At 65.6% G+C, this 22,821-nt stretch carries 29 protein-coding genes and 1 pseudogene; 13 read left to right on the top strand and 17 right to left on the bottom strand.

The features are described 5' to 3' along the window. Positions 1-31: 31 nt before the first annotated feature. Positions 32-1,324, bottom strand: coding sequence for an ISL3 family transposase (locus tag ACQY5K_RS08610; protein ID WP_428122007.1), 1,293 nt, complete (start codon positions 1,322-1,324; stop codon positions 32-34). Positions 1,325-1,909: 585 nt separating this feature from the next. Between ACQY5K_RS08610 and ACQY5K_RS08605 the strand changes: the two genes are divergently transcribed. Further along, positions 1,910-2,278 carry a hypothetical protein gene (locus ACQY5K_RS08605; protein WP_428122004.1) on the top strand — a complete coding sequence of 123 codons (369 nt, stop codon included), beginning with the start codon at positions 1,910-1,912 and terminating at the stop codon, positions 2,276-2,278. A 132-nt stretch (positions 2,279-2,410) separates the two neighbouring features. Here ACQY5K_RS08605 and ACQY5K_RS08600 read toward each other — a convergent pair whose 3' ends face one another. The 3 genes from ACQY5K_RS08600 to ACQY5K_RS08590 are packed head-to-tail and all read right to left on the bottom strand — an operon-like array spanning position 2,411 to position 4,828. Further along, a complete protein-coding gene (locus ACQY5K_RS08600; protein ID WP_428122002.1) occupies positions 2,411-2,845 on the bottom strand; it encodes a VOC family protein in 435 nt (144 codons plus the stop codon). A gap of 13 nt (positions 2,846-2,858) precedes the next feature. Beyond that, positions 2,859-3,632: a hypothetical protein gene (locus tag ACQY5K_RS08595; RefSeq protein ID WP_428122000.1), complete on the bottom strand. Its 774-nt coding sequence runs from the start codon at positions 3,630-3,632 to the stop codon at positions 2,859-2,861. Further along, a complete protein-coding gene (locus tag ACQY5K_RS08590; RefSeq protein ID WP_428121998.1) occupies positions 3,629-4,828 on the bottom strand; it encodes an LLM class flavin-dependent oxidoreductase in 1,200 nt (399 codons plus the stop codon). Before ACQY5K_RS08590 ends, ACQY5K_RS08595 begins: the two co-directional genes overlap by 4 nt. Before the next feature lie 239 nt (positions 4,829-5,067). On the opposite strand from ACQY5K_RS08590, the gene ACQY5K_RS08585 reads away from it, so the two are divergent. After that, positions 5,068-5,271 carry a hypothetical protein gene (locus tag ACQY5K_RS08585; protein ID WP_420442854.1) on the top strand — a complete coding sequence of 68 codons (204 nt, stop codon included), beginning with the start codon at positions 5,068-5,070 and terminating at the stop codon, positions 5,269-5,271. 64 nt (positions 5,272-5,335) lie between these two features. Here the strand turns inward: ACQY5K_RS08585 and ACQY5K_RS08580 are convergent, their stop codons facing one another. Beyond that, positions 5,336-5,530, bottom strand: coding sequence for an EamA family transporter (locus ACQY5K_RS08580; RefSeq protein ID WP_428121995.1), 195 nt, complete (start codon positions 5,528-5,530; stop codon positions 5,336-5,338). Further along, the gene (locus ACQY5K_RS08575; RefSeq protein WP_428121993.1) at positions 5,530-5,943 is read right to left on the bottom strand and encodes a hypothetical protein; all 414 of its coding nucleotides are present in this window, start codon (positions 5,941-5,943) and stop codon (positions 5,530-5,532) included. The genes ACQY5K_RS08580 and ACQY5K_RS08575 overlap by 1 nt, the downstream gene beginning before the upstream one ends. 627 nt (positions 5,944-6,570) lie before the next feature. Here ACQY5K_RS08575 and ACQY5K_RS08570 point away from each other — a divergent pair. Next, positions 6,571-6,870, top strand: a complete 300-nt coding sequence (locus tag ACQY5K_RS08570) for a hypothetical protein (RefSeq protein ID WP_428121991.1) — start codon at positions 6,571-6,573, stop codon at positions 6,868-6,870. A gap of 216 nt (positions 6,871-7,086) precedes the next feature. On the opposite strand, the gene ACQY5K_RS08565 is transcribed toward ACQY5K_RS08570, so the two are convergent. Next, positions 7,087-7,632, bottom strand: coding sequence for an amidohydrolase family protein (locus ACQY5K_RS08565; protein WP_428121989.1), 546 nt, complete (start codon positions 7,630-7,632; stop codon positions 7,087-7,089). 104 nt (positions 7,633-7,736) lie between these two features. On the opposite strand from ACQY5K_RS08565, the gene ACQY5K_RS08560 reads away from it, so the two are divergent. Then, positions 7,737-8,027 carry a hypothetical protein gene (locus ACQY5K_RS08560; RefSeq protein ID WP_428121986.1) on the top strand — a complete coding sequence of 97 codons (291 nt, stop codon included), beginning with the start codon at positions 7,737-7,739 and terminating at the stop codon, positions 8,025-8,027. Between the two features lie 160 nt (positions 8,028-8,187). Here ACQY5K_RS08560 and ACQY5K_RS08555 read toward each other — a convergent pair whose 3' ends face one another. Continuing rightward, positions 8,188-8,733 carry an RloB family protein gene (locus ACQY5K_RS08555; RefSeq protein ID WP_428121984.1) on the bottom strand — a complete coding sequence of 182 codons (546 nt, stop codon included), beginning with the start codon at positions 8,731-8,733 and terminating at the stop codon, positions 8,188-8,190. A gap of 89 nt (positions 8,734-8,822) precedes the next feature. Continuing rightward, positions 8,823-10,175 (bottom strand): AAA family ATPase, encoded by a 1,353-nt coding sequence (locus ACQY5K_RS08550; RefSeq protein WP_428121982.1) that lies wholly within the window; start codon positions 10,173-10,175, stop codon positions 8,823-8,825. Positions 10,176-10,354: 179 nt separating this feature from the next. On the opposite strand from ACQY5K_RS08550, the gene ACQY5K_RS08545 reads away from it, so the two are divergent. The 3 genes from ACQY5K_RS08545 (at position 10,355) to ACQY5K_RS08535 (ending at position 11,738) form a co-directional block, all read left to right on the top strand. Beyond that, positions 10,355-10,606: a type II toxin-antitoxin system ParD family antitoxin gene (locus tag ACQY5K_RS08545; protein WP_428121980.1), complete on the top strand. Its 252-nt coding sequence runs from the start codon at positions 10,355-10,357 to the stop codon at positions 10,604-10,606. 323 nt (positions 10,607-10,929) lie between these two features. Further along, positions 10,930-11,217, top strand: coding sequence for a DUF1778 domain-containing protein (locus ACQY5K_RS08540; protein WP_428121978.1), 288 nt, complete (start codon positions 10,930-10,932; stop codon positions 11,215-11,217). After that, a complete protein-coding gene (locus ACQY5K_RS08535; protein WP_428121975.1) occupies positions 11,214-11,738 on the top strand; it encodes a GNAT family N-acetyltransferase in 525 nt (174 codons plus the stop codon). Before ACQY5K_RS08540 ends, ACQY5K_RS08535 begins: the two co-directional genes overlap by 4 nt. Before the next feature lie 462 nt (positions 11,739-12,200). Here ACQY5K_RS08535 and ACQY5K_RS08530 read toward each other — a convergent pair. After that, a pseudogene (locus tag ACQY5K_RS08530) lies at positions 12,201-13,470 on the bottom strand (IS256 family transposase). A 47-nt stretch (positions 13,471-13,517) separates the two neighbouring features. Between ACQY5K_RS08530 and ACQY5K_RS08525 the strand changes: the two are divergent. Next, positions 13,518-14,336, top strand: coding sequence for an ISL3 family transposase (locus ACQY5K_RS08525; RefSeq protein WP_428122619.1), 819 nt, complete (start codon positions 13,518-13,520; stop codon positions 14,334-14,336). On the opposite strand, the gene ACQY5K_RS08520 is transcribed toward ACQY5K_RS08525, so the two are convergent. Together ACQY5K_RS08520 and ACQY5K_RS08515 are read right to left on the bottom strand one after the other, a co-directional pair. Continuing rightward, entirely contained in the window at positions 14,288-14,761 is a 474-nt protein-coding gene (locus tag ACQY5K_RS08520) for an amidohydrolase family protein (RefSeq protein ID WP_428121973.1), read from the bottom strand. The two genes, ACQY5K_RS08525 and ACQY5K_RS08520, sit on opposite strands and share 49 nt — an antisense overlap. A gap of 79 nt (positions 14,762-14,840) precedes the next feature. Then, the gene (locus ACQY5K_RS08515) at positions 14,841-16,133 is read right to left on the bottom strand and encodes an ATP-binding protein (RefSeq protein WP_428121970.1); all 1,293 of its coding nucleotides are present in this window, start codon (positions 16,131-16,133) and stop codon (positions 14,841-14,843) included. 256 nt (positions 16,134-16,389) lie between these two features. Here ACQY5K_RS08515 and ACQY5K_RS08510 point away from each other — a divergent pair, with 256 nt between their 5' ends. The 3 genes from ACQY5K_RS08510 (at position 16,390) to ACQY5K_RS08500 (ending at position 17,490) form a co-directional block, all read left to right on the top strand. Next, positions 16,390-16,680, top strand: coding sequence for a hypothetical protein (locus ACQY5K_RS08510; protein ID WP_428121968.1), 291 nt, complete (start codon positions 16,390-16,392; stop codon positions 16,678-16,680). A gap of 103 nt (positions 16,681-16,783) precedes the next feature. Beyond that, positions 16,784-17,068 (top strand): type II toxin-antitoxin system Phd/YefM family antitoxin, encoded by a 285-nt coding sequence (locus tag ACQY5K_RS08505; protein ID WP_419551978.1) that lies wholly within the window; start codon positions 16,784-16,786, stop codon positions 17,066-17,068. Beyond that, positions 17,065-17,490, top strand: a complete 426-nt coding sequence (locus ACQY5K_RS08500; RefSeq protein WP_428121965.1) for a type II toxin-antitoxin system VapC family toxin — start codon at positions 17,065-17,067, stop codon at positions 17,488-17,490. Before ACQY5K_RS08505 ends, ACQY5K_RS08500 begins: the two co-directional genes overlap by 4 nt. 112 nt (positions 17,491-17,602) lie before the next feature. Here the strand turns inward: ACQY5K_RS08500 and ACQY5K_RS08495 are convergent, their stop codons facing one another. The 5 genes from ACQY5K_RS08495 to ACQY5K_RS08475 form a co-directional block, all read right to left on the bottom strand. Beyond that, positions 17,603-18,292 carry a hypothetical protein gene (locus tag ACQY5K_RS08495; protein WP_428121963.1) on the bottom strand — a complete coding sequence of 230 codons (690 nt, stop codon included), beginning with the start codon at positions 18,290-18,292 and terminating at the stop codon, positions 17,603-17,605. Between the two features lie 10 nt (positions 18,293-18,302). Then, positions 18,303-18,971, bottom strand: a complete 669-nt coding sequence (locus ACQY5K_RS08490; RefSeq protein WP_428121960.1) for a hypothetical protein — start codon at positions 18,969-18,971, stop codon at positions 18,303-18,305. Further along, entirely contained in the window at positions 18,968-19,819 is an 852-nt protein-coding gene (locus tag ACQY5K_RS08485; RefSeq protein WP_428121958.1) for a TIGR04255 family protein, read from the bottom strand. The genes ACQY5K_RS08490 and ACQY5K_RS08485 overlap by 4 nt, the downstream gene beginning before the upstream one ends. A gap of 210 nt (positions 19,820-20,029) precedes the next feature. Beyond that, on the bottom strand, positions 20,030-20,254 hold the full coding sequence (locus tag ACQY5K_RS08480) for a hypothetical protein (protein WP_428121955.1): 225 nt from the start codon (positions 20,252-20,254) through the stop codon (positions 20,030-20,032). A 144-nt stretch (positions 20,255-20,398) separates the two neighbouring features. After that, positions 20,399-20,533 (bottom strand): hypothetical protein, encoded by a 135-nt coding sequence (locus tag ACQY5K_RS08475; protein ID WP_428121953.1) that lies wholly within the window; start codon positions 20,531-20,533, stop codon positions 20,399-20,401. A 287-nt stretch (positions 20,534-20,820) separates the two neighbouring features. Here ACQY5K_RS08475 and ACQY5K_RS08470 point away from each other — a divergent pair, with 287 nt between their 5' ends. Then, positions 20,821-21,072, top strand: a complete 252-nt coding sequence (locus ACQY5K_RS08470; RefSeq protein ID WP_428121950.1) for a type II toxin-antitoxin system ParD family antitoxin — start codon at positions 20,821-20,823, stop codon at positions 21,070-21,072. A 407-nt stretch (positions 21,073-21,479) separates the two neighbouring features. Continuing rightward, positions 21,480-22,763, top strand: coding sequence for an RCC1 domain-containing protein (locus ACQY5K_RS08465; protein ID WP_428121947.1), 1,284 nt, complete (start codon positions 21,480-21,482; stop codon positions 22,761-22,763). The last annotated feature ends 58 nt before the right edge of the window (positions 22,764-22,821 follow it).

Genomic DNA, 22,821 nt, shown 5'->3' with positions numbered 1-22,821 from the left:
CCGTTAGACGGGATATCGGGCTCTTCGCGTTTTAGCGTGGAGTGAGTGTGTCGAGCAGGCTCCAGTCGGGCTTTCCGGCGTAGAGCAGGACGCGGATGCGGTAGTGCTCGAAGTTGGTGATCCCGAACGACACGCGCTTGATGAGTTTCGCCAGATTGTTGGCGGCCTCGGTCGGTCCGTTGGACACGTGTGATCGGTGCCAGTTGGTGATCTGGGTCCGCCAGCGGCGCAGAGTGCGGCCGAGGCGGTTCAGCTCGGGGCTGAACGCTTCGTCTTGGAGATCGCGGGCGAGCTCGTCGAGCGCTTCGACGGCGAGCTTGCGGCTGGGGACCCGGTAGACGAGCCGCAGGGTCTCCTTCGCGTGCCACGCGTCGCGGACCTCGCCTCGTGGGTCCCCGGCGGCGAGCAGGCCGCGCAGCTTCGCATGGCCGGTGTCGGTGACGCGCTCGGCTGCGGTGAGCAGCAGCCGCCGTATCCGGTACAGCGGGTCGTGGGTGGTGCCGCGCCCGCCGGTGGTCTCGTTCTGCACGCGGCGGCGCACATCGTCGACGGTCGTGTTTGCGAGCTTGACCACATGGAACGGGTCCGCGACCTGTTTGGCGTGCGGCAGTGCCGTGCTGAACGCCTTGCGATACGGGCCCGACAGGTCCATGACCGCCCAGCGCACTCGCTTGCGCCATCGCACCGTGCGGGCACGGATCCACCTGGTCGCCCCCGCAGCGTTGCGACCAGGCACGATGTCGGCCAGCACGCCCCTTCGGGCGTCCACAACAGTGGTTCCCCAGTGCTTTCGGCGGTATCGGCCGCGTCGGAACATCAAGATCTCGTCCAGGCCCAACGCGGTGACCCCGTCGATGCGTTCTGTGTCCGCTTCGAGCAATGCCCGGCCCCACCGATGCACCGCTCTCATCACGGTGTGCCAGCCGATGCCCAGCTCGGCGGCGATCTCGCTGACGGCTCGCCCAGCACCCGTTCGGCGGGTCGCGTGCCGCGCAGCCCGAGCAGTCACCCGCGCCCTGGGCGGAGCGATCCGCGGCTCTTGGTCGGTGAACGTGCACACCGCGCACGATCCGTCGGGGCAGCGCCAGCGGCGCTTGTTCCACACCAGCCGCGCCGACCGGCCGAACGCCGGCAGGTCCGCCAGGCTCACCGAGCTCTCGCCGTGAGCCCACACCGGTCCCCCGCAGCCTCCACAGCACGGACGACCCGTCAGAGCCACCTCGATCTCCAGCGGGTCGCCCCGGCGGCCCCCGACCCCCAACACCGCCACACCAGGACCCAGACCGACGATCAACAGCAACGCACGCGTAAGGTCAACAGCCACAGGGATCCTCCCGAATCGGGGCATCGAACACCACCGATTCTGGGGGATCCCCCCCTATCCGGCCGGGACCCTCACCCAACTACTCCACGCGCAAAGACGAAGCGCCCGATATCGTTACCTGCGACAGAACTACCGACGTCAACTTTCATACCTATCCTTACCGCGAGGTGATCGGCGAAGCTTATGCAGTGTGTTTCGGCCAATTCAAGTGGGTAGTTCTAACTGGCTCGCTGAGGCTTAAGCGTCGGTGGCGAACAGACAAAGTTCTAGACGAAAGGACTGACACCGCATATTATCCATGGGAATCCATGAATGCGACACCATATGCACTGTGCGACGGCACTTCTACATCGGCGTTCCGCGCCCGAAATGAGGTGGAGATTACCTTTAATGACGGCAGGACACTACATCTGTGGCCCCATCGAGAGACTCCGTGGCACTGGTACCGTTGCAGTGTGTAGACTGGCTTATGCGTTCCGTCGCTGGTTCACAAGACACATTGTTGAGGACGACGGGTACCCTCACAAACATCTCTCGAACCATATTCGGGAAATTGCATCGTTGCCAGGGCCGACTCAGAGATTTGTGGCGCTGTGGACCGGTCAGGACGGTTTATCCGAGGAGCGATTCATCGATACCCCGACTATGGGCCTTCCCAGGAGTGACACTAGTAAATCGCTGCTGCTCTGTCCTCCCTCGTCTAACTCCTACGCTGTGCTCAGGCGCGCGCTGTATCTGGCACTTGGCAGCTTTCATGCCAATCCTGCCGGCATGCTCGTGCAGATCTGGGCCGAGACCGACGACAGATCCAATGACCCGATGCCGCCGGAAGAAGAGCCGATTGGACTCACCGCTGGAGTGCGTCGCCAGCTTGACAGCGACACATTCGCCGACGGAAAGATAGCCGTTCGCCAATACAGACAATCAGAGCCGCTGGCCGCGGTGCGAAGGTGACTCCAGTCCAATTGTAGGCAGTCGCGGATCCGGTGTTGGCTGGGTTGCCGACGCACGCGCACGGTGGGATTGGGCGGACCACCCGTCCCGTATTCGGCGTGTGAGTTCCAGCTTTCCGCTGCAATTCCGTGGTCAGCGGGAGACGACGCAGAACTCCGAGCCCTCGGGGTCAGCCATGACGGTTGCCCGGAAGCCCAAATGCCCGGCGGTCTCTTCCGCAGCGGGCACCAGCACGCTCGCGCCCAATGCCACAAGGCGCGCAACCTCGGTGCCCATGTCACCGGTGAACAGGTCCAGATGCGCGCGCAGCTTGGCTGTCTTGGCCTCGGGCACTCGCTGGATCGTCAGATGGTTCAGCATGCGGCTGCTCCCGCCGCCTTCGGACAGGGTGATGTAGGGACGGCCGTTGCCGACTCGTTTCGCGAAACCCAGAGCTGCCTGCCAGAAGTCGGCAATTCGTTCCGGGTCGGCGCAGTCGATCGTCACGCCCACTGCCCGTAGCTGCGGGCCGGTCTCAGCGGCACCGTCAGCAGCGCTGCTCGTCGTCTCGGGGGCCGATTCGCTCATGGCAGCGGAAGTTTTACTGCACCCGTTCGGTGCCCTCAGCGGTGGGCAACGCAGGATCGCAGACGAAGCCGATGGCGGGAATCTCGATGTCTTCCAGCGACACCGAGCAGCTGACGACCCAATACGGGTCCAGTAGCGATTGCCCCCAGGCGTCGGCGTCGAATGCGTCGATTCGGGCGGCCAGCCGCTCCACGCGGGACGGCACATGATGCGTCTCGACCTGGACGAGCCGCAGCCCCAGCGGGGTGCGCGCCAGGTTTATCGAGCCGACCTGTTGGAGGTCGCCAACTGACAGCGGATCGGGGTCGAGGGCACTCACTGCCAACATCGGCCCGGCGCTGTTTCGATTTGTGGTGCCGTCTCCCGCCTTGCCGATCTGGGCGACCGTCAGGTCGACGCCGTCGTAGCGGCGGCGCAACGCCACGTCGGCGCGCTGTGCGGGGAAGCCGAGTTGCGACCGCAAGCCGTCGATGGCGTCTTGCGTGGAAGCTGCGGCACCGACACAGAACGTTCGGGCGCGGGCGCCGCTGCGGCACACGACTCGCACAAACGCGGCGCTGAACGCCCCCCATGGTGAGTCGCCCACATCCCACGCAAGAAGAGACATTGCGGGCGGCACGATGGGGTGCAGTCCCGGCGGCAGGACTTCCTCGCGGGCGCTGCGCCGCAGCTCGGCGATCAGCGAGAGACCGGTGACGCCGCTCAGCGTGATGGGTTCGCTGCCGAACGATGAGATTTCCGCCGCACCGGCCGCCAACTCGTCGACCGACGCGGTCCCCGAGATCATCGGCTCGCCCCGGTTGGGGTGGTCGACGAGGTGGCCGCATTCGACTGGCCGACGTCGGGAACTGTTGTGGGCGTCGTCACTGGCTGCGCCCGTTCGGCCGGGGTTTGGAACTGCGGGATGACCTCGGTCGCGAACAATCGCAGGCTGTCGAGCACCTGTTCTTGGGGGATCATCTCCATGGCATTGAGCAGGAAGTTGATGCCGCTGACCCCGACGTCGTCCCATTTGCGGATCGTGCGTATGAGGTGGTCGGGATCGCCGATGCCTTCGGGCAGACCCTTGGCTGCACTCGGATCGTCAGCTGCAGCGGCCCCGTTGGGGGCGGCGCGGCTGCGCAGCGCAGCGCCCGCGTTGCCGAGTGTCTGGTAGGCCCTCGTCGGGTACGCCTCCCTCGTGAAGTACAGGTGCGCGTTGGACATGCTGAACGCGCCAACCATCGGAAGGCCCAGCGCGGCGGCCTGCCGGTAGTCCTCGTGGCAGTACAGGAAGTTGAGCGTGTGGACCTGGTCGTTCACGAAGCTGCCGACCGGATCGCAGTTGGCAACCCGGCGGTAGTACTCGACGGTGCGGCGCTCCTGTTCCGCGAACGGTGCGGCGCTCACGCCGAGACAGCCCAAGCCGCGCTCAGCCGCGTCCAGCTCGGTGCCGGGAGTCGTGACCGTCACCCACATCGGCGGGTGAGGCTCCTGGAACGGCTTGGGAATGACGTTGCGCGCCGGCATCTCGAAGCGCGCACCCTCCCAGCCGAAGTCGTCGCTGGTCCACATCTGCGGGATCACCCGCACGAATTCGTCCCATGTCTTCTTGGTGTCGTCCGGGTCTGCACAGAAACCGCCCAGTTCGGTCCAGGTGCTCGACCGTGCAGTCCCCAGTTCCAGGCGGCCGTTCGAGACGATGTCGAGCGCGGCGGCTCGTTCGGCGACGCGGATCGGGTTGTTCATCTCGGGCACGCATACCACTGCGCCGTGTCCCACCCGGATGCGCTGTGTCTGCGCGGCGACCGCGGTCAGGAATACCTCGGGCGCGGGGCAGTGGGAATACTCCTCCAAGAAGTGGTGCTCCACTGCCCAGACGTGGTCGAAGCCCAGCTCGTCGGCCAGCCGGCACTGCTCCAGAGCGTTGTGGTACGTCAACCACTCATTGGCTCGGCTGAACGGGCGCGGCACCGACAGCTCGTAGAAGATCCCGAACTTCATCGCGCAGTTCTAGCCCAGCGCAGCGCACTGGCGACGGGGCGTCGCCGTTTCAGGCTTGCTTCGGACGAACGAAGCTGATGCTCGGCGCACACAGGAAGATCTCTCTTGACGTGATCAGGAGGCTTACGGTGGCAGGACGGTGAAGCCCAAGCACCTGCGGGCGATGCTGGTCGAGAGGGTGGGGCTGACCGAGGACGAGATCGAGGCGTTACTCTGAATTTCCCAATGGAGGGCATGACATGGCGCAGGTCGTGATCACCAGAGACGATGACGGCAGCGGAGATTGGCTAGCCGAAGGGGACATCGGTGAATCCGCGTATTTCGCCAACGCCTCCACGCTCGCTGAACTTGAGGCATTGATTCAGCAAGCCGGAGAATTGCTCGGCGCCGACCCAGAGGTTGTCGTCTTGCCGGAAACCACCGTCGACACCGTCACAGCCTGACCACCACGATCCTCCCCAACTCACCCGTAACCGGTCCCAGCCCGACCGGGCTCGCCAAGGGCGATTACGTCAGCTTCGTGCGGGACTGGTCAAGCACCACTGCGGAGACCGCGAACATCACTACCGCCATCCCGACGAACTGCCACAGCGACACCTGATCGCGCAAGAACGCCCAGGCCATCAGCGTGCTGGTGATGGGGATCGCCAGCGTCATCGTGGAGCCCAGCCACGACGGGATCCGCACGAGCGACCAGTTCATCAGCCTGAGACGAGCGACACCGCCATCGGCGCGACGACCGCCACAAGGATCGACACGCCGAACGAGACGACGATGCCCACCAGCCACCGAAACTGGCTCTTCGCCTCGGCCCGATCAGACGCACGCTCGGCCGCCCGCTCGGCACGGTCAGCCGCACGCTCGGCCACCCGCTCGGCACGGTCTGCGTCACGCAAAGCCGTCGCCTCGCCACGGTCTGCTTCGCGCAGGTCGGCCAAGCGCACGACGGCTGTCTCGACCCGCTGCACGTCGGTCTCGAGCCGCCGTATGTCGTTCTTCGTGGCCAACTCGTCCAGCGGCACGGTACTCAAGCGGGACACGACGTACTCCGCGAGCCGCTCGTCGGTCTCCTCACAGAGCCAATCGTAGAGACGGGATCGATCCCCTTCAAACATGGACGCCTCCGATCCGGCGGGCACCGAACCACCGGCCGCGCACTGTAGCCAGCGACCCAGCCGCAGCGAAATGAATTTCATTGCCTTCCATGCGGCTACACAAGCTGCTCGCCAACAGTCCCTCACGCTCTCAGGGGTCGCATCGTCTCGCTGTTGACGTACGGGTGGGGAAGTGCGCTTGTGCTCGGCTCGATTCTTCGCCGTGCAGCGCAGCGTAAAGGCTCAGGTCAGGCAAGCCAGTTCATGAATGCCAAAAGAAGGGAGATCAAGACGATGACGAAGACGATGGCTACGAGCGCGTCGCCAACCCGGTGAAGTGCCCTGCTCACGCGCCGCCAGGACCGCATCGTCAGCACGGTAGTCGGCTTGACAGAACGGGTCACCAAGGTCCTGAGACGGTACCGGCAGGTCCGCTAGCGATCCGATCGGCGTAGCGGTTGGGATGGAGTTCCTTGGGATTCGGGTGCGTTCGTTGCTGCCAGCGAACAGCACTAGCAGGGTGCTGAAAGAGTCGATTTTCGGGTGGTTGCCGAACGCGAACCCGCAGGTCAGGGGAGTGCACTTCCGGCCAAACCTGCATATTTCAGCATCCTGCTAGCGGCGCGTGACGGTCCGTAAACTCGATGTATGGGACGAACACCCGCATTCATCGTCCTAGCTGCCGTCACGGCAGGGATCATGACCGGGTGCCGGGACCGACAGTGCGACGAGCTGAGTAATGCTTACAAGGCCGCCAGCTACGCTTGGGAGGCAGGCCCCATTCGCCCGTACCTGATCCGACCGGGGGAGTCGAGCGCGGAGCATCTGGCACGCATTTCCCCCGACGGCGGCCCGTACCTAAGCGAAGAAGAGCTTGCCTCGGAGTCGCTGAGGCTGCATAAGGAACTGAACGCTGCCCGCGACGCCTACCGGACGGCTTGCCGCTGAGAAGCTGGCGGCTCGCGCGTGTTCGACGCGCACCATCCAGCGAGAGCCCGACCCTGAGTCGAACGCAGATGAGCCGCGTCAACAGCCTCTGTGGTCATTACACGCGTGTCACCGTTCGGCGGGTGGCCTACTCCGAGCAAACGGTGTCTACGCCTGAGTTCATCTGAACTGGGCTTCTCGGAAGCCGACCAGGAGGTTGACAGGTGCGAAGCGGGGTCAGATGTCGATGTGGTACAGCTCGGCCGCGTTGGCAGACATGATGCGCTCGACGTCGTCGAGGGGGATGCCCTCGAGGGCTCTGGCCAAGTCGTGGTCGTCTCGTGGGTACAGGCAGGTGGGGTGCGGGAAGTCGGTCTCGAACATCAGCGACTGTGCGCCGACGTAGTCCACCGTCGGCTTCACGGTGGACCGCTCGAACCAGAAGCAGCCGTAGAACTGCCGGCGGAAGTACTCCGAGGGCAGCATCGAGAGTTCCGCCAGCTCGTTCGGCGCCGTCTCAGCCATCTGGTGTTCGAGTACCTCCAGGAAGAACGGCAGCCAGTCGACGCCGCTCTCGACGGAGACGAACTTCGCGTCCGGGAAGCGCTCGGGCACGCCGGAATAGATCATGTTGCCCACGACCCGGGCGTTGCCCATGAACAGATTCGCGGAGCCCACTGCCAGGCGCCGCTCGGGCCCGAACGACGGCCACGGCGCCTTGCCGTAGTAGTCGAGGTTCCTTGGGGAAAGGCGTTCTGCCCGTACTCTGGGCAACGTCAGCACTTGGACTGCGCCGTGTCGGTGTCCGGTACGCCTCGAAGCGGCGGCAACGAGGCGCGTGGACTGCGAAGGCGTATCCGGTGGTGCCAGAGAATCGGCGAGGGGCCATGACTCAGCGACCTTCGACGGAACGCAGCCCGGTCCATCACTTCGTGCTGGTCACCGACGGGCTTGACTTGCTCGACGGCGACAATCTCGAAACGCTCTACGAGGCGGGTTGCACCGATGCCAGCATCGGCCACCGCACCGTCGAGTTCGACCGCGAAGCCCCGACTCGCTGGGATGCCATCCAGCAGGCAATACGAGACGTGGGCGCGGTCTCCGGATTGCGGGTCGTCGACGTCCGCGACAGCATGGACGCCATACCCGCTGCGCCGACAGATCACGCGCTTGCGTAACACTCACGGCCGGTTGCGCTCCCGACGGAGGGCATGACATGGCACAGGTCGTAATCGCGGGTTGGCGACCGACGCGCGGGCGATGACGGTCGAGGTCATTCCCCATGAACAGGGTCCCGTCCGGAATGGCGCCACGCCCCCCTTGTGGCTGCTGGACTCCTCAGGCGTTCAGAGCATCCAGCAGCGTGAACACGCCGGAGGAGGGGTTGTCGTTGGGAAGGAAGCGTCCGTTGGCGCTGTGACGCTCGGCGAGGCGACGAGCATGGTCTGCTGCATCTTGGCGCATTGGCAGGTAGAGGCTGCCGTCCACCCGCTTGCCGTTTGTCCCGTCAAGCAGCTGCCGCCGATTGACGGCTTGGGCGGTGGTCATGGGCTGGGACACTCGCTGCCAGTGGAAGATGAGCCACGCTTCGAAGCACGGATTCGAGATGGCCACGTCGATGTCGCTGTTTCTGGCGAAGCTCACCGCGCGCATGAGCGAGGGGTGAGGTCGCGGTTGCTCTACGTCGAAGACGCACCAGACGGAGTCGAAGCCCTCGCCGCCGCGCTGGTTCCGCCTCGGTGCTCGTGCGGCACCGGTGACGATTTTGATGGGTGTTCGCCCGCTCAGGGACGGGTCGATCTGAATGTCAAAGCGCTGACGCACATGCGGCAGTTCGGCGATCGCGGCGAGGTAGTCGGGCTCGGTGCGACGGCCTTCGGTCATGATGAGTACCGATGACTTCGGCCGTCGTGTAGTGCGCTTGCGGCGATCGAGACCGCCGGTTCGTCCCGCGGACCTGAGGGGCTGCGCTGTCACGAGGCCATGCGCTCGTCTGCGGGCGTGCCCTCGGGGTCATCGTCGATCTCTGGCACGTCGAGCATCCGATAGAGCGCCGCCTGGTCGGCGCTCGGCACAGCGCCGAAGCGACCCTGAAGGTAGGCACGCTCGAGATTGAGCGACTTGCGGACCCGTTCACCCTCAAAGTCTGCGAGCGCATACAACGTGGTTGCCCCGGTGGCGTCCTTGTCGGTCAGCCAGACCTCGTCGCGGTTGAGCGTGCCGAGCAGCGACGTGTCGTGCGTGGTGAAGATGAGCTGCGCGCCCAACGGGTTGGTCACTGGGTCTCGGAAGGCTTCCAGTACCCGCTTGGTGATCCGCGGGTGCAGGCTGGCGTCCAGTTCGTCGATGAGGAGGGTTCCGCCGAAGCGCAGCTGCCACAGAACGGCACCGAGACTTTCGAACCAGCGCTGCGTGCCCTGCGATTCTTCCTCGAGACTGAATTCGGCGGTGCTGTCGCCTGAGCGATGCCGAAAGCGCAACTGGCGTCCGCTGGCATCCTCAGCTGTGTCGTGCCATGACTGATGCCATGTCGCCCCGCAGATGGATGGGTCAGCCAGTTGCATCAGGTGCAATGCGGTCGCCCGGAGGTTCGGATCACGTTGAGGTGGCTCACGATCAGGCTGGCCCGCCTCAGACGGCCACATGACCTCCCGCTGGTCGGCTTGGGCTCCGAGCTCGTAGTCGTCGCCGAAGAGGTCTGTCACGGAGTATCCCAACAAGGCATGTTGGCGACCCTTGACATCAGCTGCCAGAGTCCCCGCATTCATCCTGCGAATCGCATTGCAGGCGATGCGGATGTCAGCGGCACCCAGCCTCCAGCCAGCCGAGAGCACGAGCGTGGTCGGCGTCAGCAGTTCGCGGATGCCGCGCACACGCTCGGTGCCACGCCGAAACGTCGTCGCGATGCCCTCGCGTTCGAAGATGCGGCGGCGGCGTCGTTCCGGAAAGCTGTATAAGGCCTCGAACTCCACCTGGTCGTCGCCAACGGCCAGGTGGTACTGGTAGCGCACACCTTGTACCAGCACATCGATACGGAACTCTGAGGGCAAATCGGGGCCTTGCCCATATCGGTGCGCATCCCGCGGCACGCCCGGGCCCCACTCCCACCAAACACGCTCGATTGAGTCGACGAGCCACGCAATGGCAGACAGAACGTTCGACTTCCCGGACGCGTTGGCGCCGTAGATCCCTGCGGTCGTCAAGACGTGCCTGCCGAGCCGCTCGTGCCAGCGCGCCCCAGGCCGATCCTCGTCAATGGCGATCATCGAGAGTTCGACCGGCTCCAGGATGGAACGGTGGTTGGAGACCTCAACGCTGATGAGCACGCCACTCTCCTTGCCGATCGCTGCACTCTCAGGTAGAAATCCGTCGAGTGAATGCAGGTTAGCTGCCGAAATTGTCGCTGACGAGCGTCGCCGCGGAGGATTGGCGCGCCGCATTGCCGCCGGCCATGCTGTGGTCGCCGTGTGTAGACAACAGTTGTCAACGCAGGCAGACTGGCGGGGTGAGCCGGAACACCATGAGCTTTGCGCTTCCCCCCTCGATGCGGAGTTACATCGACGAGCGGGTGCGGGGCGGCGAGTACGGCAACACCAGCGAGTACCTGCGTGACCTCATCCGGCGCGATCAGCAGGCCGAGGAGGCACGTCGCTTCCGCATGCTGATCGCTGAGGGGCTCGAGTCGGGTGAGGGTCGCCCATTGACGTCCGAGGTCGTCGACGAATTGCGTGCGCGGGCGCTCGGCCGAGCCGTGTGACAGACGTCCGGCATCGATGGCCTGCGGTCCCGTCGGCTGGCGCGTTTTTCGTGCGGCTGGTTCTACTTCGAGCGGGGTGACTGGGTCGATGTGGTCAGTCTCCTCGCCTGGGCGCAAGGCCTCGAAACGATCCTGGGCGACCTGAACCAAGACCGATGAGACGCAAGTTGTCGCCGTCGGGCAGCACCGTGAGCGTGCTCACGTCAGCGTTGCCACGAGAATCAAGCCACTGGCCCGATCAGTGGCGGTATCGTCGTCCTCAGTGTGGCCGGATGATGGCCGTACACTGTCGAGCACGGTGGAGCGGGACGGGAGCGGGCGCCATGGCAGACACAGTGAACCGGGTGCGGAGCGCACGCCTCGAGGTGCGCATGACGCCCGACGAGCGTCGGCTCATCGACGAGGCGGTGGCCGCCACGGGTGTGCTGCTGAGCGATTTCGTGTTGAGCAGCCTTTGCATCGCGGCTCATGATGCGCTGGTGGACCGGACTGAATTTGCGCTCGATGACGACGGTCGTCGTGCGTGGGACGAGCTGAACCGGCGGCCTGCCGTCGAACTCGTCGGCTTGCAGTCGCTCATGTCCCGCTCGTCGCCGTTCGTCGAAGAGTGACGACCGGGTACCGGTCGCCTCGCCTGCTGGAATCTGCGGACGACGTTTCGGGCTTCGCCTGCCGATCCGCTGCGCAGACGCGCTGGCTTCGACGGTTTGGCCGCCAGGCCCATGCGACCGGCACGACACGGGTGTTCGTGGTCACGCCCGCCGACCGCGTCGAGGTGGTCGCTTACTACGCCTGGTGCATGGCGAGCATTTCCCCCAGCGACGCGCCCGACAGGCTGCGCGCCGGTGCCGGGAAGTATCCGCAGCCGGTCGCATTGCTCGCGCGGCTCGGCGTGTCGACCAGCCACGAAGGGCAGGGGCTGGGGGCAGGACTCTTGGCAGACGTCATGAGGCGAGCGTCGGCTGCGGGACGAGCTATCGGCTGCAGGGGCCTGCTGATTCACACCGAATCCGACGACGCCCGAGCCTTCTACCTGCATCTGATCCCGGAGTTCGAGCCGTCCCCGACTGACCCCCTGCATCTGCTCCTGATGATGAAGGACATCCGCCGCACGGGTTCTGCGTCGGGATAGGTGGCGATCAGGTGGAGGTCGCCGCCTGTGGCACGCACGAACGAGCGCAGCGTCGACAGCAGCGCGACGGGCCTGTGCCTGGCGCTGGCTGTGGCCGGCAAAGGCGCCCTACGCATCGAGGCCGCCAGTTTGTCCCACGGGCCTGCGGGGCTGCGGTGGCAACGAGGCGGGTTGCACTGATGCCAGCATCGGCCACCGCACTGTCGAGTTCGACCGCGAAGCCCCGACACGCTGGGACGCCATCCAGCAGGCAATTCGAGACGTGAGCGCGGTCTCCGGATTGCGGGTCGTCGACGTCCGCGACAGCATGGACGCCATCCCCGCCGCACCGACAGATCACGCGCTTGCGTAACACTCACGGCCGGTTGCGCTCCCGCCGTCTCGCCACGCGGCATGCGTCTCCTTAGCCTGAATCCACCGATGGGACTGTCGGAATTTTTGTGTAACCGGCCGTGATGGTGTTCATCGGATGTGGTCGGCGATGCGGTCGCCGTAGTGGACGGTCAGTGTGTTCAGGATGGTTGTCCAGCCGTTGGTCTTTGCGGTCAGGTTGGTTCGGTTCTTGGGTTTGGCGGTGGCGACAAGGTAGAGGATCTTCATTGCTGCTTGTTCGTTGGGGGAGTGTCCTCGATGGCGCACTGCCCTGCGGAAGCGGGCGTTGAGGCTCTCGACGGCGTTGGTGGTGCAGACGACGCGGCGCAGCTCGGGCGGGAACTCCAGGAACGGGACGAACTCGTCCCAGGCCTGGCGCCAGGAGCCGATCATGGCGGGGTAGGTGCCTTCCCAGTCGCCGGCGAAGGCCTCGAAGCGTGCCTCGGCGGCCTCGACGGTGGAAGACGTGTAGATGTCGCGCGTGGCCTTGGTGATGGGCCCCCAGTGCTTGGTGGATGCGTAGCGCAGGCTGTTGGCGCCATGTGCACCGCGCAGGTGGGCACCGTCGCGTCGGGCCAGGTCGCCCGGATCGAGGAAGGCAGTCCTTTGAGTCCGTCGCAGCACACGATCAGCGCGTCGGCCAGACCCCGGTTGCGCAGCTCGGTGAGCATCGTCGCCCATTGTTTGGCGCCCTCGCCGCCGGCGGGGCCCAGCCACAGGCCCAGCACGTCGCGTTCGCCTTGAAGATCCACGCCGATGGCGACATACACGGGCCGGTTGGCGACCTGGGAGTCGCGGACCTTGATCACGATCGCGTCGATCAAAAGCACCGCGTGCACCGCGTCGAGGGGCCGGTTCTGCCACACCGCCATGTCCGCGACGATCCCCTCGGTGATCTACCGGGATCGTCTCCCGGCTCACCGAGGTGTCATAGATCTCTTCAAGATGCGCCCCGATCTCTCCGGTGGTGAGCCCCTTCGCGTACAGCGAGATCACATTGCCCGACAGCCCGTCGAGACGGCGCCGATGCTTGGGCACCGTCACCGGGCAGAAGGACCCCGCACGGTCACGAGGCACCCGCAGATCGACCTCGCCGATCTCGGTGGTCACCCGCTTGGGGGTCGACCCATTACGAGAGTTCGGGGTCCCGCGGCCCTCGACCGCATGACGCTCATAGCCCAGATGCTCAGTCATCTCGACCTCGAGACCGGTCCGGGGGCACCTGGCGCACCAGCCCGGTCAACAAGCCGCCGTCGCCGGTCAGCTCCACGCCCTCGGCGCGTGCCTGGGCCACCAGCCGCTCGGCCCAGTCGGCCATCGCTGCCTCGCCGGCAGCTTCGCTCACCGGCACAGCCGGCATGTCATGATCAGTCACAGACATGATCCTTCCCAGCCCACAGCCCACAGCTGCGGACCCTCAGATCACGCCCGATACACAAACTTTCTGACAGGCCCCCCACCGGGCAGGTCATCGACATCTTCGACGGCCGCAACGCCGCTGACCTGCACAGATGGCTCGAACAGCAGCCCGCCGGGTGGCTAGCGGCCATCGAGGTCGTGTGCTGTGACCCCCACGAGGGCTACCGCAGCGGCATCACACGCGCACGCCGCGACACGCACCTGAGCGACAGCGTGAAGATCGCAGCCGACGCGTTCGGGATCGTGCGCCTCGCGAACCAGGCGCTCGACGGCGCCCGCCGACGCGTCCACAACGAGACCACCGGGCGCCGAGGCCGCAAACGCGACCCGCTCTACCATGCTCGCAAGCTGCTGCTGATGGGCGCGGAACGGCTCGACGCCGCCGGGTGGGACAAGATGCTCGCAGCGCTCGACGCAGCCGACCCCGCAGACGAGATCCGCGAGTGCTGGGTCGCCAAAGAACACGTCCGCGACATCTTCCGCGCCGACGATCCCCTCGACGCGCAACAGCATCTCGACGAAGCGATCGCCTGGTGCGAGCACCCCAGCGCCCCGCCCGAACTCGCCACCCTGGCCCGCACGCTGCGCCGCTGGCACACCGAGATCGCAACCGCCGTGCGCACCCGCACCAGCAACGCCCGCACCGAAGCAGCCAACGCACGAATCAAAGACGTCAAACGCTCAGCACGCGGCTTCCGCAACCTTCACAACTACCGGCTCCGCATACTGCTCGCCGCCGGCCGCCAACCATGCCAAACTCAACCCGTCACTCCAATCCGAACCCGACGTCCCAGCTTGGTTGCGTAGAGCCAGTTGACCGGCATCGCGAGGTCCGAGCAGACCTGCCAGACCGGGTCCCAGTGGGGCATCGCCATGTCGGGCAGCCCGGCTTCCTCGGGGTTCGAGCAGGTCACGATGCCCCGTAGCCCGTTGGCGTGGCAGCGCTCGATCTCGCGCACCGCAGCGTCGAGGTCCCACCAGGGCAGCAGCGCCATGCCGAACACTCGCTGGTTCGTGGCGTCCTGGAACTCGGCGAGAGCGTCGTTGTAGATCTCGACCGAGATGAGCCGCAGGGCGTCGTCGGGCGACTTCAGGAAGTTCTGATTCCCGAAACCGGCGACGTTCGGGTACATGATCTGAGCGGCGAGGCCGAGCTCGTCGAGCATCTCGACCCGAGCCTGCGCGTCGTAGCTGGCACGGTGCACCATCTCGTTGTCGAAGTCGAAGAACACCGTTCTAGCCCAGCACCGCCCAACCATGACGGTCGAGGCGACACCGAACTAACAGCGTTTCGTTCTGCTTGCCGTCAGGTCAGGGGGCGAGAGCGGTGATGGGGGCCACGGCGATGCCGTCGGGGCGTTCGTAGGCGTAGCCGGTGGCGGTGATGACGGCGAGCCGGGCGAGCGGTCCGGTGCGGGACTGGTCGATCCTGTCTCGGAGCCGCAACAGGCTCTTCGCGGCGTGGTCGATGGCCTGCGCGCCGCCGAGCTTGACCTCGAGTGCAGCCCAGCGTCCGTCGGGGTGCTCGACGATGGCGTCGGCTTCGAGGTGGTGGCTGTCGCGGTAGTGCGACAGCGCGCAGCGGTTGGCTTGGGCGTACACCAGCAAGTCCCGCAGCACCAGCGATTCGAAGAACCGCCCGGCGAAGGCGAGATCGGCCAGCAGATGATCAGTGCCGATGCCGAGCGCGGCGGCGGTGAGCGAGGGATCGCACAGCATGAGCTTGGGCGAGCGGCGCGCTTGGGCCCGCGAGGCGATGTGGGGCCGCCATGCAGGTATCTCCTCCACCACGAACAGGCGGGCGAGCGCGGCCAGGTAGCCGGCCACGGTGCGACGCTCGACCGGCGGCTCGCCAGGCGCCGCGGTGTCGGCAGCGAGCACCGTGTGGCGGACCTCGGTGGCCACGTTGCGGGCGACCGAATTCAGCAGCCGGCCGACGCGCACCGGGTCGCGCTGAACCCCGTCCACACGCGACACGTCGGTGCGGCTGATCTCGCCCAGGTAGGCGCTGTGCGCCCGAACAGCGAGGTCGAGGTCTGCGTCGAGCATCTGCGGCCAGCCGCCCCGACACCCCAGCGCGAGCACGTCGGTGAGTTCATGCCCGGCGTCGGCGGCGCGGCACGGCTCGTCTTCCAGCAGCCCGTGCAGCGACACTGCGCCGCTTGAGTCGCCGCTTTCGTGCAGGCTCATCGGGCGCATCCGTACCCGCATCACCCGACCCGCCCCCGAATGGCGGGTGACGTCATCTGGCGGGTCAGCCGAACCGGTCAGGATGAACTGGCCGGGCTGGCCCCGCGCATCGCATGCTCTGCGCATCGCGTTCCAGATCCCCGGGGCGAGCTGCCACTCATCCACCAGACGCGGCGTCGGCCCGTCGAGCAGCGCCGCTGCGCTCATCCCTGCCGCGAGCGACGAGTCGACGCTCTCATCGACGAACACGGCGCTGCCGGCGAACCGCCGGCCCGTCCACGTCTTGCCGCACGCACGCGGCCCCTCCACCACCACCGCAGGCATCACCCGCAGCGCCGTGCGCAGTTCCTCGTCCACCACGCGAGGCCGGTAACCGTCCGGTGCCAAGTCGACGGCATCCCCGACAACGCTCATACATGCCTCCTGACTGTCGCACACAGATGATAGGCCAACAAAGTGGCAGTTCATAAGCCAATAAAGTGGCAGATGGCACGCAGATGAAGCCCAAACCCTCGCGGTGCAGTGCGAGTACTCCTTGAGGAAGGGGCGATCCACGGCCCAGACGTGGTCGAACCCCAGCTCGACGGCCGTCCGGGGGCCTCGAAGCGGCGGCAACGAGGCGCGTAGGGTGCGAGGGCGCACGGCGGTGCCAGAGAATCGGCGAGGGGCCATGACTGAGCGACCTTCGACGGAACGCAACCCGGTCCATCACTTCGTGCTGGTCACCGACGGGCTTGACCTGCTCGACGACGACAATCTCGAAACGCTCTACGAGGCGGGTTGCAACGATGCCACCATCGGCCACCGCACTGTCGAGTTCGACCGCGAAGCCCCGACTCGCTGGGATGCCATCCAGCAGGCAATTCGACACGTGAGCGCGGTCTCCGGATTGCGGGTCGTCGACGTCCGCGACAGCATGGATGCCATCCCCGCCGCACCGACAGATCACGCGCTTGCATGACACTCACGGCCGGTTGCGCTCCCGCCGTCTCGCCACGCGGCATGCGTCTCCTTAGAGCCGTTGCTGACCTTTCAGGTTGTATTGCGCTGACTAGTGTGGTCATATGAGTGCTGGCGCAGTGTCCGTTTCGGAGTTGAAGGCGAATCTGTCGCGCTATCTGCGCGAAGTGCGACGAGGCGGCGAGATACAGGTGACTGATCGCGGCACGCCGGTCGCAAGGCTCGTGCCGCCCGCTGAGCCCGAGGACGAGCACCTGAGCCGTTTGATCACCTCGGGTGTGCTGCGGGCGGGACACGGAGATGCCGCGGACATGCTCGACGAGCCTCCCTTGCAGGTCCCGACCAGCCTCACCGAGGCGTTGGCCGCCGAGAGAGAGGATCGTGTGTGAGGTACTGGGACACCTCGGCGCTGGTGCCGCTCTTGTTTGGCGAAGCGACGTCTGAGGTGGTGCGGTCGTGGCTGGGCGAGGACAGTGTCATCGCAACGTGGGCATGGACGCGTGTCGAGATCGCAAGCGCCGTGGAGCGGCGAACGCGTGAGGGCGATCTCTCGCGGGAGCAGCGCCGCGCCATCATGAGCCGCTTGGACGGGTTCAGCGCTACATGGCACGAAGTGGTCGAGGTGCTGGCCGTGCGGTCGCGTGCGACCTCGGTGCTGGCACGGCATCCGCTTCGCGCTGCCGACGCCGCCCAGCTCGGCGCCGCATTGCATGTTCAAGACCAACTCGGTGCTCCGTTGCAGTTCGTGAGCCTGGACCAACGCCTCACCGAAGCAGCCGAACGCGAAGGACTCGCCCTTGTGTCCACCTGACCGGCCAACGGGGGGAAGCGCCACAGGGGGAGGCACCTGATTTGGGTCCGTGTGGCGTGGATCCGATAGTCGGTCCAGTCGCGACCGCACACACTTCCTGCTCGCCGGAGCGTCAGCCGTGTGCGAGGTGGTGTCTCATGGCTCGGCGGACTCCGGCACGGCGCTGCGCATCGGTGAGTTGTTCCTGTGGTGAGGTGCCTGATTCGTCAGGGGACCGGACCCATTCGTGGAACGCCGCCATAGATTCCTCTCGCCCGGCACCGCGCTGGATCGCCCGAGTCACCCACTCTTCTTCCAGCTCGGCTTCTTCGAAGACTGGCGCGGTGGCTTCGGCCAGTCGATGAGTAGGCACGAGAAACCGTGTGAGGTACCAGATAAAGCGCTGCTGCAGCAGGTGGATGCCGTACGGCGACAGACTGGCGATGCGCTTGGTGGGCAACAACGATGCCGATTCCACAAGTCCCATTTGCTCGAAGCGGGCCGCGTAGTGCCCACCGTCGAGTTCGGGCAGCGGCATCACCTTGAAGTGTCCGTCTTGCCACTTCCGCAGCGAGATCTGCTGGCTCGCGGCGACACGTGCAACATGCAGCCGCGGATTCAGCCGGACACCGTCCGCGCGCATCGAGCAGGGATGGGTCAGCACGATGCCAAGTCCCTCGGATTCTGGTGATAGCCCGGGAACGGTGATCCCATCGAAAACGTCACCGGTCATGAACGGCCGCGCCTGCTCCACTTCCGCAGGCGAGGACGCGAGGTACAGGTCAGACGGTGAGCCAGGGGCTTCGAGCGCTTCGGCTGACAAGCGAGGCGGCCTAGCTGTCCGAACCGGTGAGTCGCAGGCCCGGCAGACCGTCTGCGGCGGTGAACACCTCCACATCGGAGCGGTACCGGGCGCGCCAGTCGGGTTCGAACTCGTCCAAGACCCGCTCAGGGTCGCCAGGCTGCTCGCGGGCCAGTGCGAGAACGAGATCGAATCGCTCAGACGCCATCAAGTCGAGTCCGGTGAGCGGCGCATCGGGGTGCAATGGTGTTTCGAGCCATCCTGCGACGTCAGCGATGATGTAGCGCTCCGCTGCTATCTCGCAGAGCGCGACGATCCGGGCGACGCGCTGACGGTTGTCGCCGGTGGCTGACTCGCCTCGCCGCCACTTGCGCACGGCAGGGACCGACACTCCGGCGATCTTGGCGATATCCCGCCACGACAAGCCCAGCGTGCTCAGCCGGTCCAGCAGCGCCGGCAGGTGTTCCCGAGCGTGACGCACCGCCAGCGAGCGCAGTTCCTCGTCGAGGCTGTCCGAATGCAGCTGCCCGATGGACTCGTGAAGGTCCCGAGAATCGTGGACCAACAACTCGCTGCGGTTGCGCAAGCAGCCGATGTCGTCCACGACATCCTGAATTGTTCTGGTCCGTTCCAAGCGGGGCGGGGCATGGCCGACCGACGCGCCCGTGGGTGCGTCATCAATGCGGCGGATTGTGCTCATGTCGGGTCCTTGGTGTGCTGATCGAACACTTCTGCGCGGAGTCTGTCGGTGACGGCAATCTTGAAGAAGTCGCTCGCCGCCTGATGCACTTGATCGCAAAGTTTCAGGATGCAGCCCGCCGCAAACTCGGGGATCTCATCGTCGCCACTCCAGAACGCATCGGAGTCAAGCAGGAAATACGGCCCGGCGGGTGCGACCGACTTGCGACGGGTCGGTCCCTGCGGGTCCACGGCGTAGCCCTCCTGGGGCCCGTAGCGCACAGTCAACGCGCAAGAAGCTTCTGTCTGATACTGGATGAGGCCCTGCCACGTCGTCGGATTCATCCCGTCTGGCCTCAGGTCCGCGGAGGCCGCTGCCAGCAGGCGCGGGTTGATGTAACCGTCCCAGTCGTCGGGCCCACCGCCGGCGCCCGGCGCCCGAATCTCGTCGATGTACCGCAGGCCGATCCGCAACAGGCCATCAGGCGCACAGATGCGCTCTAGTGCCTCGGTGACCTGCTTCGCCAGCGGCCGAAAGTGCTCAGCCCACCCCCCGTAGACGGTGGTCTCCAAGACCAGTGCGTCGCGCCTCACCACCAACGCGGTCGCCTGGTCACTGGCGCAGAACCTCGGCGACGAGCGCTGCTCCACCTGCGGCGGCATCGAAGCATCGATGGGCACACCGATCTGGTGCTCAATCTGCGGCGCCATAACCGGCAAGCTGTCGCGCACAGCCTCCTTCATTGCGGCCACGGCAGCATCGGTCAGGCCACCCGCAATTTCGGGGTACCGAATCTCCAGCACGGTCAAGACGAGCGGCGGGTTCCGGAACGGCGGCGTGCTACCGGCGCGATGGTCTGCGATTACCAAAAGTGTAACCAAATGTGTTACACATCCGCGCCGCGAGCACCTGCAAGGAAGGCTGGCCTGACCCCACCGAGCCCAGCAGCCACAAGCTTGCGGATGCGGGAACGCTCAGAAGGCGACGACGCCAAGGGCGAGCGCGACTCTTGCTGCCCCGCCGTACTTGGGATGAGCTGATCTGGCGGCCGGTGTGACGGGTGATGCCCTCCCGGCCGATCAACTGGTGGCTGATGTCGGAGCGGCCGGCTCGGCTGGCTCGCTGCCGACGAGGAGGTGGACGGGTTCTGCGGCGGGGTGGGTTCGGATTCGTTCGAGCACCGGCCCCAGCGAGAGGTCCCGTTCCCATGCGTCCGGCGGCACATCATCGAGGCCCGCCGTGTCCACGGGAAGCTGTTCCAGTCGTTCGCTGTCGTTCATTGTGTTCTTCCCGAACCACCTCATGGCACTCAGGATCGCCGAGATTCCTGCCATGGCGCTCCAGCGCTGCCAGCGATGTAATGCCCAGAGGTTGTTGACGCGGCTGGCGGGTGTGCCTGCGATGGCGGATGGGTGGGTGAGTGTGCCTGCGCCGCTTGCGTCTCTTGGTTATCGCTGTAGCCATCCCTGCCAATTGCTCACGTACCGCCGCACGCTCTGCTTGGTGCGGTCAGCCATCAACCCGTCTGCTTCGAGTTTCGGGGTGCCATCGAGGTACATACCCATGAGGGTCTCGTTGGGCACGGAAGGGTCACGGTCGTTGCAGAGACACCAAAGCACGTAGCGGCCTACACGCCTTTTGCACTCCGTCGGATCGTCGCACTCGGCGGCGGCGAAAGCTTCAATCTTCGAATCCCACTCACCGCCGAACCGCCTGCGGTGACGCTCCCACCAAGACACGAGCGCAGCCTATTGCCAGGGCTCCGATGCGGTACAGCTCTGCGGCGTTGAGCGACATGATGCGCTCGATGTCGGGATTGCTTTGGCGACGGAATGTTGACAACTGTTGTCAACAAAGGCAGACTGGCTGCGTGAGCCGGAACACCATGAGCTTTGCACTTCCCGAGTCGATGCGGAGCTACATCGACGAGCGCGTGCGGGGCGGCGAGTACGGCAACACCAGCGAGTACCTGCGTGACCTCATCCGGCGCGATCAGCAGGCTGAGGAAGCACGCCGCTTCCGCATGCTGATCGCTGACGGGCTCGAGTCGGGCGAGGGTCGCCCGTTGACGTCCGAGGTTGTCGGTGAACTTCGCGCTCGGGCGCTCGGCCGTACCATGTGACAGACATCGGGCTACGCCCACTCGCCGAAGCCGATCCGGACAAGCGAGGCGAGTAGTACCGGTCTGAGGGCGGCGATGGCCTCGGTCGACGCTTCTTCGATGCAGCGATCGAGGCGTTAGGAGACATCGAGCGCATGCCTGGCGCAGGCTCGCCGCGGACCGTAGAGCGGATGACGCGTAACTCACCCTGAGACGTTCCTATGACCGCCGCGTCGCCGAGGGCAAGACCAAAAAAGCAATCCGGTGCCTCAAACGCTTCGTCGTCCGCGAGTTCGACCGCGCCCTGCGCGCCGACCTCGCCACCCTTACAACTCGCACTTGACATCTATAGAAACGCCCCAGGATAAAGTCCCGAACCCGACCTGACTTCGGGCCGCGGATTCGACGGAGCAGTACGCTCGCGTCGTGTGAGGCCCAACAAAGCGCTGTGCCGCATGTTGGGCACCAACTTGCTCGCTGCGACGCTGACTGTGTTGCTGGTTGCGGCGTCCGCTGTGCCAGCGGCAGCGCACCCGACGCCTGAACCGCGATGCTCCGGCGAAACCCATGCCGTGGTAGCAGCTGCAGGTGACGCGGCTATGGCCGAGCTCATCTCGTCATGGCAGGTGCTTGACACGACATGCGTGTGGACGCCGGACCGGCGCGGTGCGTTGTTCGACGCCATCGAGGACTACCACATTGAGCACGTTGTACTGCTCGGCGGCATGAGAGCGGTCAGCATCACGGTTGCGGACATCGAAGCGTTAGCAGGCGATACGACTGCGGAGCGAATCTGGGGAGTGGACCGTGTGGAGACCGCGCGTGCTGTGCTCGCATGGATCGACGCTCGTGCGGCCGCAAACGACGAACCCGAGACCCAGACGCGACCCGCCGCAACTGGCGACCGGCGGATCGCCGCCAGCGGCAACCATTCGTGTGCGATTCGCGCTGACGGCACCGTCGCTTGCTGGGGCATGAACGACGACGGCCAGTCAGTTGCGCCCGCTGGCACCTACACAGACATCACTACTGGAGGTAGCGCCTTCACCTCTAGCCATTCGTGTGCGATTCGCGCTGACGGCACCGTCGCTTGCTGGGGCAGCAACAGTGATGGCCAGTCAGACGCGCCCGCTGGCAGCTACACAGACATCGCCGCAGGCTGGAACCATACGTGTGCGATCCGCGTCGGCGGTGCTGTCGCCTGCTGGGGTGACAACGAAGTCGGCCAGCTCGACGCGCCCGCTGGCACCTATACAGACATCGCCGCTGGCGGTCTTGATTCGTGTGCGATCCGCGCTGACGGCAAAATCGTCTGCTGGGGCAGCAACAGTGATGGCCAGTCAGATGCGCCCGCTGGCATCTACACCGACATCGCCGCCGAGTTCACTCTTTGGTGTGCGATCCGCGCCGATGGCACCATCGCCTGCTGGTACAGCAACCGCGATCGCCAGCTCGACTTGGCCGATGGCACCTACACGGACATCGCCGCAGGCTTTGGCCATGTTTGTGCGATCCGCGCCGATGGCACCATCGCCTGCTGGGTCGGTATCAACTTCTACGGCCAGCTCGACGCGCCTGCTGGCATCTACACGGACATCGCCGCAGGCTCGAACCATTCGTGCGCGATTCGCGCCGATGGCATTGTCGCCTGCTGGGGCAGCAACCCTGACGGCCAGACCGATGTGCCCGACGGGCTGCGCGCTGCCGCGTGAGTGCCTCGGCGACGGCTATGCGTGCGCGACCCCGGGGAGTCGGCGCGCCGGCCTTCCC

This window comes from Candidatus Poriferisodalis sp. (assembly GCF_965262965.1).
Lineage (GTDB): Bacteria > Actinomycetota > Acidimicrobiia > Acidimicrobiales > Poriferisodalaceae > Poriferisodalis.
Note: the sequence above shows the minus strand (reverse complement) of the source record. Positions and strands in the feature narration are given on the sequence as shown.